Raw genomic sequence first — 12,878 nt, forward strand, 5'->3', positions numbered from 1 at the left:
GAGGCGCCAGGCATGCAGGGTTTTGCTCAGTTGTTCCGTCCTTGGGGCCGCCCCCTGGTGCTCGGCGTTGCCTGCCTGATGGTGGTGGCCTGTTCGCACGAGGAGGCGGCGCCGGAGCCGGCCATAAGGTCGGTGAAAGTCGCCAGCGTGCGCGCCTACGGCGCCGACGCCGCGCCGTTGACCGGTGTGGTGCGCCAACGCCAGCGCGCGGTCTTGGCCTTCGAAGGCGCGGGCCGATTGGTGGCGTTGAATGTCGACATCGGCGATAGCGTAAAACAAGGCCAGGTGCTGGCGAGCCTCGATACGGCGGCCGTGCGGTTGCGCCTGAAACAAGCGCAGGCGGCCTTGTTCGCCAGCGTGGCGCAAACCGCCGAGCGCAAGCGTAACAAGGTGCGCCAGCAACTGCTGTATGCCCAGGGCAGCGTCGCGGCCAGCGCGGTGGAGCAAGCCGAAGCCGCGTGGCAGGCCGCCGTAGCGCAGCAGGCCGCCGATGAAGCGGCCCTGGACCTGGTGCGACGCGACCAACGCCAGGGCCAGTTGATCGCGCCGTTTGACGGTCGCGTCGTGGCACGACCCGCGCAGTTGTACAGCGAGTTATCGCCCGGCCAAGTGGTGATGGAATTGGAAGCCAGCGGCGCGTTGCAGGTCATCGTGCAAGTCCCGGTGGAACAGGCCGCCGGCCTCAAGCCTGGCGACCACGCCGTCGCCAACGACCCGGCCGCGCCCGGATCGACCCTGCCGCTGGTGCTGGAGGGCCTGTCGACACGCGCGCAGAACGGCATGTTGCAAAGCGCGCGTTTTCGCCTGGACGCCCGCGACCTGGCGCTGCCCAGCGGCGTGAACCTCAACGTGCGATTGGCGACCCCTGCCGCGCTCGCGCTGTCGATTCCGACCCAGGCGCTGCGCATGGGCGGCGACGCCAGCCAGGTGCAGGTGTTCGTCTATGACCCGACCCAGGGCAAGGTCGCCCTGCGTGAGGTCAGGATCGGCCTGATCGACCAGGGCCGTGTCGCCCTCGATAGCGGCCTCAAGGATGGCGAACAAGTCGTCGTCACCGGCGTGGCGTTCCTCACCGACGGCCAGCCCGTCAACCTGCTTGCACCCTCCAGCCGTTTGAGCGCGCCCGAATGATCAACCTGACCCGTCACGCATTGGGCGCGAGCCGCCTGACGTTATTCACCGCCCTGCTAATCCTGCTCGCGGGCGTGGCGACGTTCCTGAGTTTCCCGACCCAGGAAGAACCCTCGGTGACCATCCGCGATGCGCTGGTGAGCATCCAGTTTCCCGGCCTGCCCAGCGAACGCGCCGAAGAGTTGCTGGCCCGGCCCACCGAAGAAAAGCTGCGCGAGCTGTCGCAGATCAAAAACATCGTGACCACCGTCCACCCCGGCAGCGTGATTATCCAGGTGACGGCCCGCGATGAAATCAAGGACCTGGGCGTGCTGTGGCAGCAGGTACGCAATAAAGTCGCCGAGGCCGGCGCCGGATTTCCACCTGGCACCCAAGGGCCTTTTGTCGATGATAATTTCGGACGCGTCGCCGTCGCCTCCATTGCGGTCACCGCGCCCGGCTACAGCATGAGCGAAATGCGCGGGCCGTTGAAACGCCTGCGCGACCAATTGGGCGGGTTGCCCGGCATCGGCCAGGTAACGTTGCACGGCGTGCAGGACCAGCAACTCTCGATCGATTTCAACCCGCAGCGCCTGGCGGGGCTGGGTTTGTCCCCGCAGCAACTGTTCCAGCAAGTGCAGCAACAGAACGTGTTGGCGCCCGGTGGTATCGCCGACATTGGCGGGCAGATCACCACCCTCACCGTGACCGGCGAAGTGCTCAGCGTGGAGCAACTGCGCCAGTTGCCGATCCAACTGCCCGGCGCCAACGGTACCGCGCAATCGGTGGCCCTCGGCGCCATCGCGCAGATCTCGGTGATGGCTGCCGACCCGCCCCAGAGCGCCGCGATCTATCAAGGCCAGGACGCGGTGGTGCTGGCGGTGTCCATGGCGCCAGGACAGAACGTGCACCAATTCGGCGTGGCCTTGCGCAAGCGCTTGGCCGAGCTGGAACAGCAGCTGCCGTTGGGTTTCACGGCCCATATGGTGACGTTCCAGGCCGATGTGGTCGACCAGCAGATGGCCAAGATGAAACACGTGATGATCGAGACGGTGGTCATCGTCATGGCCGTAGTCATGCTGTTTCTGGGCTGGCGCACCGGGCTGGTGGTCGGCGCGATTGTGCCGCTGACCATCCTCGGTACGTTGATTGCGATGCGCATGCTCGGGGTCGAGCTGCAAACCGTGTCGATTGCCGCGATTATCCTCGCGCTCGGCTTGCTGGTGGACAACGGCATCGTGATCGCCGAGGACATCGAGCGCCGGCTGCATGCCGGCGAGGACCGACGCCAGGCCTGCGAAGACGCCGGGCGCACCCTGGCGATTCCGCTGCTGACCTCGTCGCTGGTGATCGTGCTGGCGTTCTCGCCGTTCTTCCTCGGCCAGACCAGCACCAATGAATACCTGCGTTCACTGGCGGTCGTACTGGCGTTGACGCTGCTCGGCTCGTGGTTGCTGAGCATCACCGTCACGCCGCTGCTGTGCCTGTATTTCGCCAAGGCTGCGCGCCACGAGGCGTCGGAAGACAGTTACGACAGCGGTTTTTACCGAGGCTACCGCGCGGTCATCGGCCGCGTGTTGCAACACAAAGCACTGTTTCTGATGGCGATGCTGGTGTTACTCGCCGCCGCGATCTTCGAACTGATGCGCGTGCCCTATGACTTTCTGCCTCAATCGGACCGCTTGCAGTTCCAGGTACCCATCAGCCTGGAACCCGGCAGCGGCTCGCGCAAGACCTTGCAAAGCGTGCGCGAGATCAGCCTGTGGCTGAGCAAGGAGCCCCAGGTAGCCGACAGCATCGGCTATGTCGGCGACGGCGGGCCACGAATCGTGCTGGGCCTCAACCCGCCTTTGCCCGCACCGGAAACCGCGTACTTCACCGTCAGCGTCAAGCCCGGTACGGATATCGATGCGGTGATCGCCAATACCCGCCGCTATCTGCTCAAGCAACACCCGGAACTGCGCGCCGAGCCCAAGCGTTTTTCCCTGGGCACCACTGAGGCCGGTGTGGCGATCTATCGTGTGCTGGGCCCGGACGAACAGGTACTGCGCAGCCTGGCCGGCCAGATCGAAAAGGCCCTGCGTGAAGTGCCGGGCACGCTGGATGTGCGCAACGACTGGAGCATTCGCCTGACGCGTTACACCGTCGAGGTCGATCAGCAGAGTGCGCGCCGCGCCGGTGTCGACACCCAAGCCATCGGCCAGGCCTTGCAACTGCACTTCGGCGGCATTCAGGTTTCGGCATTGCAGGATAAACAAACCCGCGTCCCGCTGGTGGTGCGCGAGCCTGCGACGACAACCGAGGCCTCCCCCGATCTGCGCGGCATCCTGGTCTACCCGGCCGACGGCTCGCCCCCCGTGCCGTTGGCGGCCGTTGCCCGCATCGTCGCGGCCAGCGAACCCTCGACGCTGATGCGGCGCAATCAGGAACGCGCCATTACCGTGGTCGGGCATAACCCGTCGTTGACGGCGACGTCCATCGTCGAGCAACTCGCGCCGCAGGTGGCGGCACTGGCGCTGCCGCCGGGCTATCGCATTGAACTGGGCGGCGAGATCGAGGACTCGGCGGACGCCAACCAGGCGTTGCTGCAATACCTGCCCCACGCGCTGGTCGCCATGCTGTTGCTGTTTGTCTGGCAATTCAATTCGTTTCGCAAGTTGCTGATTGTGGTTTCCGCCATCCCCTTCGTCCTGATCGGTGTGGCCGTTGCGCTGCTGATCACTGGTTACCCGTTCGGGTTCATGGCCACGTTCGGCCTGCTGTCACTGGCAGGGATTATCGTGAACAACGCCGTGCTGTTGCTGGAACGTATCGAGGCCGAACTCCACGAGGGCCTGCCGGTTTACGAGGCGGTGGTGAACGCCGCCGTAAAGCGCCTGCGCCCCATCGTCATGACCAAACTGACCTGCATCATCGGGCTGGTGCCGCTGATGCTGTTTGCCGGGCCGCTGTGGGAAGGCATGGCGATCACGCTGATGGGCGGCCTGGCGCTCGGCACATTGGTCACGCTGGGGCTGATCCCGGTGCTGTACGTATTGCTGTTTACACCGCGTAAACACTCACATATCAAGGCGAGCACAGCATGATTTTTTCGTTGAAGGCAACGCGCAACCTCAAGCGCACAACCCGCGGGGCCGTGCTGCTCGGCGCGCTTTCGCTGAGTCTCGGTGCTCAAGCCTCCGCGTTCGTCCACCCAGGCCTGTTGCAGACCCAGCAAGACTTCCTGCGCATCCGCGAAAAACTGGCCAACCATAACCAGCCGTGGCTGGCCGGCTGGCAAAAATTGATCGCCAACCGGCATGCATCGCTGGCCTGGAACCCGAGCCCCGTCGCGGTGGTGTACCGGGGCGCGGATGGCCAACATCCGGAAAACTACGCCAGGTTATTCAACGACGCAGCCGCCGCGTACGCCTTGGCCCTGCGCTGGCAGCTGTCGGGCGACCCTGCGTATGCCGACAAAGCCGTCGCTTTGTTGAACCAGTGGTCCACCACCCTCACCGCCATTGAGGGCACTTCGGACCGATTTCTCGCCGCCGGTTTGTACGGATACCAGCTCGCCAATGCCGCCGAAATACTGCGCGGTTATCCAAAGTGGAAGGCGGCGGACTTACAGCAGTTCCAGCGCATGATGCTCACGGTCTTCTACCCGATGAACCATGATTTCCTGGCGCATCACAATAACGCGTTGGTCGACCACTATTGGGCCAACTGGGACCTGGCCAATATGAACGCGATGCTGGCCATCGGCGTACTGACCGACCGTCGCGATATCTATGATGAAGCGGTCAATTATTTCAAACATGGCGCCGGCAACGGTTCCATTGAACACGTGGTCTGGAAGCTCTACGGCAATGGCCTGGGCCAGGTCCAGGAAAGCGGGCGCGACCAGGCGCACACACTGCTCGACATCGCCTTGCTCGGTAGCTTCTGCCAAATGGCCTGGAACCAGGGCGATGACCTGTTCGGTTACCAGAACAACCGCGTGCTGCAAGGCGCCGAATACGTGGCCAAATACAACCTGGGCCAGGATGTGCCATTCACCACCTTCACCAACAGCGCGTTCAAGCAGACGACCATCTCGGCCGAGCATCGAGGCGAAATCCGTCCGATCTGGGAGCTGCTCTACAACCACTACGGGGTGCTTGAAGGCCTCAGCGCACCGAACGTGAAGGCCTTCGCGAACAAAGCCCAGGTGGAAGGCGGTGGCGGGGATTATGGTCCCAACAGCGGTGGCTACGACCAACTGGGGTACGGGACCTTGCTCTATTCGCTGGGGGAGTACGGCCTGTCAAACGCTGAACTGGTGCCTTAGCGATGCATCAACTGCCCCATGCGTCGGCTAAGGCCCCGTTCCCACCGTTGGAAGGCGGTGACTATCAGATCGGCGAATTGCTCACCACCCGCAACGCCAGCCCTTCATAGGCATCCAGCGTGATAGTGAATTCCCCCTGCGCAGTCAGGTCCCCTTCCACCCGCTCGTTGATAATGTCCACCACCATCCCCGCTGCAATATCCGGCAGGTTCACGGTTTCGGTGATCGGCGTGGCGCCGAAATTCAGCGCGGTGATTTGCGTGCCTCTGCCGGCCGGCAGTTCATGGACCATGATCAACAGGGCGGGGTTTTGCACATCCGGCACCAGCACCTGGCGGCTGGCGGCGATGTCGTAAGCGCGGCGCACCGCGAGGATTTTTTGCAGTTGCGCGGCAAACGACTCGGGGTCCTGCAACTGGCTGTTCAGGCTGCCGTACAGGCTTTTGGCGCGTGGCATCTGCCCGGCGGATAAGTGTGCGTCGGGGTTAAGGTCCACCAGGTCATAGGCGCCGCGATGAATCCAGCGGGTGTCGCCGTCCTGCATCAAATGCGCAACGTCCGCCGCCGCCAGTGGCAATGCCCCCACCAGGTCCCAGCCGGACAAGGCAAACACCCCCGGCTGCATGGCGTTGTACATCACCAGCAGCAGGTGGATCTGGCGGATCTGTTGAATGTCCGCCGGGGTAATCGCCTCCAGGTCGCGAATACCCAGCGCCGCGGTGATGATGCTGGCCGTGGTGCAGGACACGCCGTTGGTCACGAACTTGAGGTTGTACGGCGCATGTTCGCCGGTCAGGCGTTCATACATCTGCTCGCGGATGTGCTCGCGCAGAATGTTGCCGGGGAAGGTCTGCCCCTGGTACAGGAAGCTGTCATGGGCGTGCAGTGTCCAAAAGTGCACCAGTTCCAGGGTCAGCTCGTCGTGGTTCTGCAACGCATGGATCAGCGAGCCGGGGTCGATACCCTGGCGATGCATCTCGCGCAGCATCAAGCGCAGGAACTCCGCATCACCCATCAGCAGCGCATGTTGGTAGGCAGGCCGGGTGATGAAGTCATAGGACAGGTCGGCACCGCCATGGGACATCGAGGCGATGTCATCCACCGTGAGGTTCAACTCCTGGAAGCTGAAGCCGCCCGCCTTGCGAATAGCCCCGCCGAGCAACTGGTTCCCGGTGATCGACAATGGATGGCTCTCTGACCAGGCCGTGCCATCGAGCTTGCGCTCCACGCCGAGAAACCCGTTGGCATCCAGGCGCAGGATCTTCGCACCCATCACGTCGATGGCGTGCAGTGCGTCGCCGATGATCATTTGCTGCGCGGCAAACGTGGGGTCCAGCCAATTGAGCGACGGCTGGCCTTCCTTGAAGTAATGCAGATACACCCAGCGTCGCGGTTTTCCATCCACGCCGATCACCACCTGGGTTGCGCTCCAATCGGTTTCCTTGACGCCCGGCTCGAAGAAGATCACCCGCTGCAACTGGCCGACGATGTAGTGCTTGTCGCGCAGCGCGTCCACCTGCAAGGGGCTGAGGTTCTGCGCGTCGCGGCCTTCGGCCACGTCGGGCAGCAGGTGCCAGTCTTCCTCACGGATTTCTACCATATGGTAAAGACCGGGGTAGTCTTCGTACGCCATCTCGGCCAGGCGGAAGTCCGCGCCCTTACCGGTATGGGACGGGATCACATCGTCAATGATCACCGCGTTGTGCGCCGCCGCCATGCGCGTCAGCGCCTGCAACTGCGCCTCGGTGCCCAGTTGCGGGTCGATCTCGAAGCTGATGCGGTCGAAATTGCCGTCGATGGTCGGCGTATGCAGTGTGCCGTTGAGGCCACCGGACTTTTTCAGCGGGCCGTTATGAATGCCCTGGATACCGATTTTCGACAGGGTGTGCCACAGCGTTTCGTCCCCCAGCGCCTCCAGCACCGTGCCGCCCTCGCGGGTCACAATCGAGGCCGGGTACGCGGTAAACCACACCGAGGACAACGCCGAAGCGTCGCGCGGTCGCGTCTGCGCAAAGGGCTGTTGCCACAACCTGCCTTGCCCGGAGTAGAGCTTGGCGCGCTGGCGGGCTGCGTGCAGCATCGATTGTTCCACCAGCCAGTTCACATGGTTGTTGTCAGCCGCGGTCATAAGCTTGGTCCCTGTCGTTGTAAAAAATCGCTCGTAGACATATGAGGGGTACGCGGGCCATTCGTTGCATTGTTATGGCTCTGCTAAGCCAACCCCTGCGTCGCCTGGCGATACTGACGCGGAGTAAACCCGGTCGAGGCCTTGAACTGCCGGGTAAACGCGCTGTGGTCGGTATACCCGCACTGCAGCGCCACCTCGGTGATCGGCAGGTCGCCGTGCAGCAAGCGATGGGCATGGTCCAGCCGGACCTTCTGGATCATTTGCCGGGGGGTGAGGTGGAACACGCGCTTGCAGTAACGCTCCAGTTGCGCCACTGAAATACCGGCGATGCGCGTCAGTTCGCCGAGGGTGACGCGACGGTTGAAATGCATGCGGATGTGCTCGTCCACCGCCGCCAGGCGTTGATACGCGGGGTGGGTTTCGCTGGCCGATTGCAGGTCTACGGAAATCCCGGCCAAGCCGATGATGTGGCCTTGGTGGTTGTATAACGGCCATTTGCGGGTCAGGCACCAGCCGGGTTCCCGTGTGCCGTAGAGGTGCAGTTCCAACTGGTCTTCGAGCACCAAACCTTGCTGCAGCACGCGCCGGTCCTGCTCGGTATAACCCGGGCCCAGCGGCGCCGGGAACACGTCAGCGCTGGTCTTGCCCAGCAGCGGCTGCAACTGCTTGAGGCCGCAGCGTTGCACCAGGGTGCGGTTGGCGAGGACGTAACGCGCGTGTGTGTCCTTGATGAAAATGGCGGCGTTGGGGATCGCATCCAGCATCGGCAGCAACTGCGCCACGCCGGCCACCAACTGCTGGATGTCGTGCGGGCGGCTCGTCTCGCTGCCTTGGCAAAGGCCGGCAAATGCGCTGTGCATCATCACTGTGTAGCCCCTGCTGATCGCCTAGACGCGTAGCAGATTGCCCGATGCATGGCGGTGCTGTCGAGCGATGCGCACTGTGCTGAATTCGTCATCGATGTCGGCAAAAAACATCAATCGCGCCACCGCCCGCCCGTTCAGGATAGGACCACTGCCGCCTGGCCAGCGTCCCGCTACCCACCGTCTGGAGCCCGTTATGAAGCGACTGCATGTGATCGACTCCCACACCGGCGGCGAGCCCACGCGCCTGGTGATGGACGGTTTCCCCGCGCTCAGGGGCGCCACGCTCGCCGAGCAGCTCGACAACCTGCGCACCGAACACGACCAATGGCGCCGCGCCTGCCTGCTCGAACCGCGTGGCAACGAGGTACTGGTCGGCGCGTTGTACTGCGCGCCGGTGACGCCGGAGGCAACCTGCGGTGTGATTTTCTTCAACAACGCCGGTTACCTCGGCATGTGCGGCCACGGCACTATCGGCCTGATCGCGTCGTTGCACCACCTGGGACGCATCCAGCCGGGCGTACACGGCATCGACACCCCGGTGGGCCCGGTGGCGGCCACTTTGCACGAAGATGGCAGCGTGACCCTGCGCAATGTGCCCGCCTATCGCTATCGCCAACAGGTGCCGGTGCGGGTGCCGGGGCATGGCACGGTCCATGGCGATATCGCCTGGGGCGGGAACTGGTTCTTCCTGGTGTCCGAGCACGGCAAGGCGCTGGAGATGAGCAACGTCGACGCCCTCACCGACTACACCTGGGCGATGCTCAAGGCCCTGGAAGATCAGGGCATCGGTGGCGCGGACGGCGCGCTGATCGACCATATCGAACTGTTCGCCGACGACGCCCGCGCCGACAGCCGCAACTTCGTGATGTGCCCCGGCAAAGCCTACGACCGCTCGCCGTGCGGCACCGGCACCAGCGCCAAACTGGCGTGCCTGGCCGCCGACGGCAAGCTCGTCGAAGGGCAGACCTGGAGACAGGCCAGCATCACCGGCAGCCAATTCGAAGGCCGGTTTGAGTGGGCGGGCGAGCGCGTCATTCCCCTGATTACCGGCCGCGCCTACATGACCGCCGACAGCACCCTGCTGATCGACGAGCAAGACCCTTTTGCCTGGGGCATCTGAGCCCCCTCCTTTGATTGAACGGAGCTGGAACCATGAGCGATAACATCTTCACCGGTTGTATCCCCGCGCTGATGACCCCGTGCACCACCGCGCGCCAACCGGACTTCGACGCACTGGTCGCCAAGGGCCGCGAGTTGGTCGATATCGGCATGAACGCCGTGGTGTATTGCGGTTCCATGGGCGACTGGCCGTTGCTCACCGAGGCCCAGCGCCAGGAAGGCGTGGCGCGTCTGGTGGCGGCCGGGGTGCCGACCATCGTCGGCACCGGCGCGGTGAACAGCCGTGAAGCGCAGGCCCATGCGGCCCACGCCGCCAAGGTTGGCGCACACGGCCTGATGGTGATTCCGCGCGTGCTGTCCCGGGGCGCCTCTGCAACCGCGCAAAAGGCCCACTTCTCGGCGATCCTCAAAGCCGCGCCCAAGCTGCCGGCCGTGATCTACAACAGCCCGTACTACGGCTTCGCCACCCGCGCCGATCTGTTCTTCGAGCTGCGTCGCGAACACCCCAACCTGATCGGCTTCAAAGAGTTCGGCGGCGGCGCCGACCTGCGATACGCCGCCGAACACATCACCTCCCAGGACGATAACGTGACCCTGATGGTCGGCGTCGACACCCAGGTGGTACACGGCTTCGTCAACTGCAACGCCACCGGCGCAATCACCGGCATCGGCAACGCGCTGCCACGGGAAGTGCTGCAACTGGTGGCCCTGAGCAAACAGGCGGCCAGGGGCGATGCCACGGCCCGGCGCCAGGCGCATGAGCTGGAGGCCGCGTTGGCGGTCTTGTCGTCCTTCGATGAAGGCGGTGACCTGGTGCTGTATTACAAACACTTGATGGTGCTCAACGGCGACACCGGCTACGACTTGCATTTCAATGCAACCGACGTGCTCAGCGACGCCCAGCGCCGCTATGCCGAAACCCAGTACGCGCTGTTCCGCCAGTGGTACGCCAACTGGTCGGCCGAACAGAACGTCGGCTGATTGTTTAGGCGCCGCTGTGCTGTTCACAGCGGCCAACTGTGTTTTTCCAGGACGCTCTCATGACTTTGACAGGCACGCTGTTGAGCGGTCGGCACTTGCTCTGCGGCCATCGCGACGGCCAGAGAGAGGTATAGGCCATGGCCGAAGATTTCGTCGTGGTCGGCGCCGGTATTATCGGGGTTGCCTGCGCCTTGCAGCTGGCGCGCCAAGGTCGGCGGGTGAAGGTGCTTGACGCGCAGGCGCCCGGCAGGGGCGCCTCCTATGGCAACGCCGGCCACCTGGCGACGGAACAGGTGTTTCCCATCGCCGACCTGTCGATCCTCAAGCGCTTGCCCGCCATGCTCACCGACCCCATGGGCCCTTTGCGCCTGGACTGGAAATACCTGCCTCGCGCCCTGCCCTGGTTTGTGCGGCTGTTGCTGAACCTGCGTGCGACGCAATACCAGCGCACCGTGGTGGGTATTCGCGCGTTGAACGAAGGCAGCCTCGGCGCCTGGCAGCGTTTGCTGGCCAGCATCCATCGTTCTGAACTGTTGCGCGAAGAGGGCTCGCTGCTGGTGTACGAACGGGCCGACTCGCGTCCCGCCCTCGACGCCTTGCAACAGCGGATGCGCCAACAAAATGTGGCGGTGGATTTCTGGCCCGCCGAGGCCATTCGCAAGGCCGTGCCGCAGTTAAGCGAGCAGGTCCTGGGCGGGCTGTTTTTTCCCGCGACGGGGCATTTTGTCGACCCTTACCACGTGCTATGCGAACTGGTGGAAGCGGCCAAGGCCAGCGGCGTGCAATTCGTCACGCGTCAGGTGCGCGATGCAAGGGTTGACGCTGATGGCGTGGTGTTGACGACCGACCAGGGCACTCTCACCGCACGCCAGGTACTCATCGCCTGCGGCGCCCACTCGGCCCGACTCACCGCCTGCCTCACCGGCAAAAAAATCCCGCTGGACACCGAGCGCGGCTATCACTTGATGCTGCCCCACGAGCACCAGCGCCTGCCGTTTGCCGTCACCTCGCTGGAACGCAAATTCATCATGACCCCCATGACCGGCGGCCTGCGCCTGGCCGGCACGGTGGAATTCGCCGGCCTGGAGCGCCCGGCGAACATGGCCCGCGCCTGGCAGTTGCATCGGTTGAGCCAGGGGCTGTTTCGTGAGGAATTGAATGTGCGGGACGCAACGCCATGGATGGGGTTTCGGCCATCCCTGCCGGACTCGCTGCCGGTCATTGACCGGGTGTGTGACGCAAAAGTACTGCTCGCATTCGGTCATCAGCACTTGGGGTTGACGCAGGCGGCGGTGACGGCAGAAAGGATAGGGCAACTGGCGTGTGCCGGCGTTGGGCAAACAGATGTGCCGGCGCCAGGGCCGTATCGGCTGGATCGGTTTTGAAAGAGGTGGGCCTGCGCGCGACGCCTTAAAGCGTGGGCGCTTGCCCAGGGTGCGCGGACGCGCTCAATAGCGCGTCAGCAATGCCCTCGATTTCATCCTGCAGCCACAGTTTGTTTGTCCAATCAGCAGGGATAGCTTGAGCACCGTAGTAAGCGCCCGCCAATTGCCCCACGATTGCCGCAGTGGTATCGGCGTCATCCCCAAGGTTTGCCGCGCCGAGCACTGCCTCGGCAAAACTGTCAGTGTGGTGGAAACACCACAGCGCTGCCTCCAAGGACGCGACTGCATACCCTGTTCCAGTGATCTCGGTTGTCGACTTGCTGCGATATTCGCCATGCGCTATGGCGATGACTTTGGGCGCGGACAATCCTGCGCTGGATAAGCGCAACACGTCATCCTTTGGCTCGCCGCGCAGCGCGTTGCTGATCGCCTGCGCAAGTACCAGGCAGCACTCAAGCGCCTCTTGCGCCGCGTGGGTAGTTCGCGAACTCTGGAGGGTGTAGGCACGAATATTTTCCGGGTCTGGAAAGTAAAACAACACGACGGGGGCCAGACGCATCATCGAACCATTACCGGCCGAACGCGGGTCCGTTGAGCCTGCAAACGGGTCGCCGGTGGTCTCAAATGTCGCCAGCGCCTGGCGAACCGTCATGCCGATATCAAAGCAATCGCCGGTGGAACTCAGGTATCCCCACTTCCACCAGTTCAGGTAGCGGCCCATCTGGTCCCGCGGGTCAAAACCTTTTTTGTGCAGCAGACTTTCCGCCAGGCACAGCGCCATCGAGGTGTCGTCCGTCCACTGGCCGGGCTTGAGGTTGAACGGCCCTCCTCCGACCATATCGGTAAGTGGAGTGAATGTGCCACGAGGCATGAACTCGACGGTTGTACCGACGGCATCGCCGCAGGCCAGGCCCAGCAGGCAGCCGCGATAACGATCCGAAAGCGTAAGAGACATGTGTCTTCCTTGAAAAGGCCAT

General features: G+C 63.6%; 9 protein-coding genes. 6 read left to right on the forward strand and 3 right to left on the reverse strand.

The features are described from left to right. Positions 1–12: 12 nt before the first annotated feature. The 3 genes from KSS96_RS15580 to KSS96_RS15590 are packed head-to-tail and all read left to right on the forward strand — an operon-like array spanning position 13 to position 5,422. Positions 13–1,131 (forward strand): efflux RND transporter periplasmic adaptor subunit, encoded by a 1,119-nt coding sequence (locus tag KSS96_RS15580; RefSeq protein ID WP_065879027.1) that lies wholly within the window; start codon positions 13–15, stop codon positions 1,129–1,131. Then, entirely contained in the window at positions 1,128–4,196 is a 3,069-nt protein-coding gene (locus KSS96_RS15585; protein WP_217855045.1) for an efflux RND transporter permease subunit, read from the forward strand. Before KSS96_RS15580 ends, KSS96_RS15585 begins: the two co-directional genes overlap by 4 nt. After that, the gene (locus KSS96_RS15590; RefSeq protein ID WP_065879023.1) at positions 4,193–5,422 is read left to right on the forward strand and encodes an alginate lyase family protein; all 1,230 of its coding nucleotides are present in this window, start codon (positions 4,193–4,195) and stop codon (positions 5,420–5,422) included. Before KSS96_RS15585 ends, KSS96_RS15590 begins: the two co-directional genes overlap by 4 nt. 64 nt (positions 5,423–5,486) lie before the next feature. Here the strand turns inward: KSS96_RS15590 and treS are convergent, their stop codons facing one another. Together treS and KSS96_RS15600 are read right to left on the reverse strand one after the other, a co-directional pair. Continuing rightward, a complete protein-coding gene (treS, locus tag KSS96_RS15595; protein WP_065879020.1) occupies positions 5,487–7,550 on the reverse strand; it encodes a maltose alpha-D-glucosyltransferase in 2,064 nt (687 codons plus the stop codon). Positions 7,551–7,633: 83 nt separating this feature from the next. Then, complete coding sequence (locus KSS96_RS15600; RefSeq protein WP_217855047.1) at positions 7,634–8,413, reverse strand: AraC family transcriptional regulator; 780 nt, start codon at positions 8,411–8,413, stop codon at positions 7,634–7,636. A gap of 196 nt (positions 8,414–8,609) precedes the next feature. Between KSS96_RS15600 and KSS96_RS15605 the strand changes: the two genes are divergently transcribed. From KSS96_RS15605 to KSS96_RS15615, 3 genes are all read left to right on the forward strand, one after another. Further along, positions 8,610–9,536 (forward strand): 4-hydroxyproline epimerase, encoded by a 927-nt coding sequence (locus KSS96_RS15605; protein ID WP_017530541.1) that lies wholly within the window; start codon positions 8,610–8,612, stop codon positions 9,534–9,536. A gap of 32 nt (positions 9,537–9,568) precedes the next feature. Continuing rightward, the gene (locus KSS96_RS15610) at positions 9,569–10,516 is read left to right on the forward strand and encodes a dihydrodipicolinate synthase family protein (RefSeq protein ID WP_017530542.1); all 948 of its coding nucleotides are present in this window, start codon (positions 9,569–9,571) and stop codon (positions 10,514–10,516) included. Positions 10,517–10,653: 137 nt separating this feature from the next. Beyond that, entirely contained in the window at positions 10,654–11,901 is a 1,248-nt protein-coding gene (locus KSS96_RS15615; protein ID WP_217855049.1) for an NAD(P)/FAD-dependent oxidoreductase, read from the forward strand. 25 nt (positions 11,902–11,926) lie between these two features. Here the strand turns inward: KSS96_RS15615 and KSS96_RS15620 are convergent, their stop codons facing one another. Beyond that, a complete protein-coding gene (locus KSS96_RS15620) occupies positions 11,927–12,856 on the reverse strand; it encodes an ADP-ribosylglycohydrolase family protein (RefSeq protein ID WP_217855051.1) in 930 nt (309 codons plus the stop codon). Between the last annotated feature and the right edge of the window lie 22 nt (positions 12,857–12,878).

Origin of the sequence: Pseudomonas asgharzadehiana, assembly GCF_019139815.1 — a bacterium.
GTDB classification, from domain to species: Bacteria; Pseudomonadota; Gammaproteobacteria; order Pseudomonadales; family Pseudomonadaceae; genus Aquipseudomonas; species Aquipseudomonas asgharzadehiana.

What these genes read in the sequence shown, in the direction of transcription:
- KSS96_RS15620 (WP_217855051.1), bottom strand. Translation starts at nt 12,856, where the DNA reads ATGTCTCTTACGCTTTCGGATCGTTATCGCGGCTGCCTGCTGGGCCTG.
- KSS96_RS15600 (WP_217855047.1), bottom strand. Translation starts at nt 8,413, where the DNA reads ATGATGCACAGCGCATTTGCCGGCCTTTGCCAAGGCAGCGAGACGAGC.
- KSS96_RS15590 (WP_065879023.1), top strand. Translation starts at nt 4,193, where the DNA reads ATGATTTTTTCGTTGAAGGCAACGCGCAACCTCAAGCGCACAACCCGC.
- treS (WP_065879020.1), bottom strand. Translation starts at nt 7,550, where the DNA reads ATGACCGCGGCTGACAACAACCATGTGAACTGGCTGGTGGAACAATCG.
- KSS96_RS15610 (WP_017530542.1), top strand. Translation starts at nt 9,569, where the DNA reads ATGAGCGATAACATCTTCACCGGTTGTATCCCCGCGCTGATGACCCCG.
- KSS96_RS15615 (WP_217855049.1), top strand. Translation starts at nt 10,654, where the DNA reads ATGGCCGAAGATTTCGTCGTGGTCGGCGCCGGTATTATCGGGGTTGCC.
- KSS96_RS15605 (WP_017530541.1), top strand. Translation starts at nt 8,610, where the DNA reads ATGAAGCGACTGCATGTGATCGACTCCCACACCGGCGGCGAGCCCACG.
- KSS96_RS15580 (WP_065879027.1), top strand. Translation starts at nt 13, where the DNA reads ATGCAGGGTTTTGCTCAGTTGTTCCGTCCTTGGGGCCGCCCCCTGGTG.
- KSS96_RS15585 (WP_217855045.1), top strand. Translation starts at nt 1,128, where the DNA reads ATGATCAACCTGACCCGTCACGCATTGGGCGCGAGCCGCCTGACGTTA.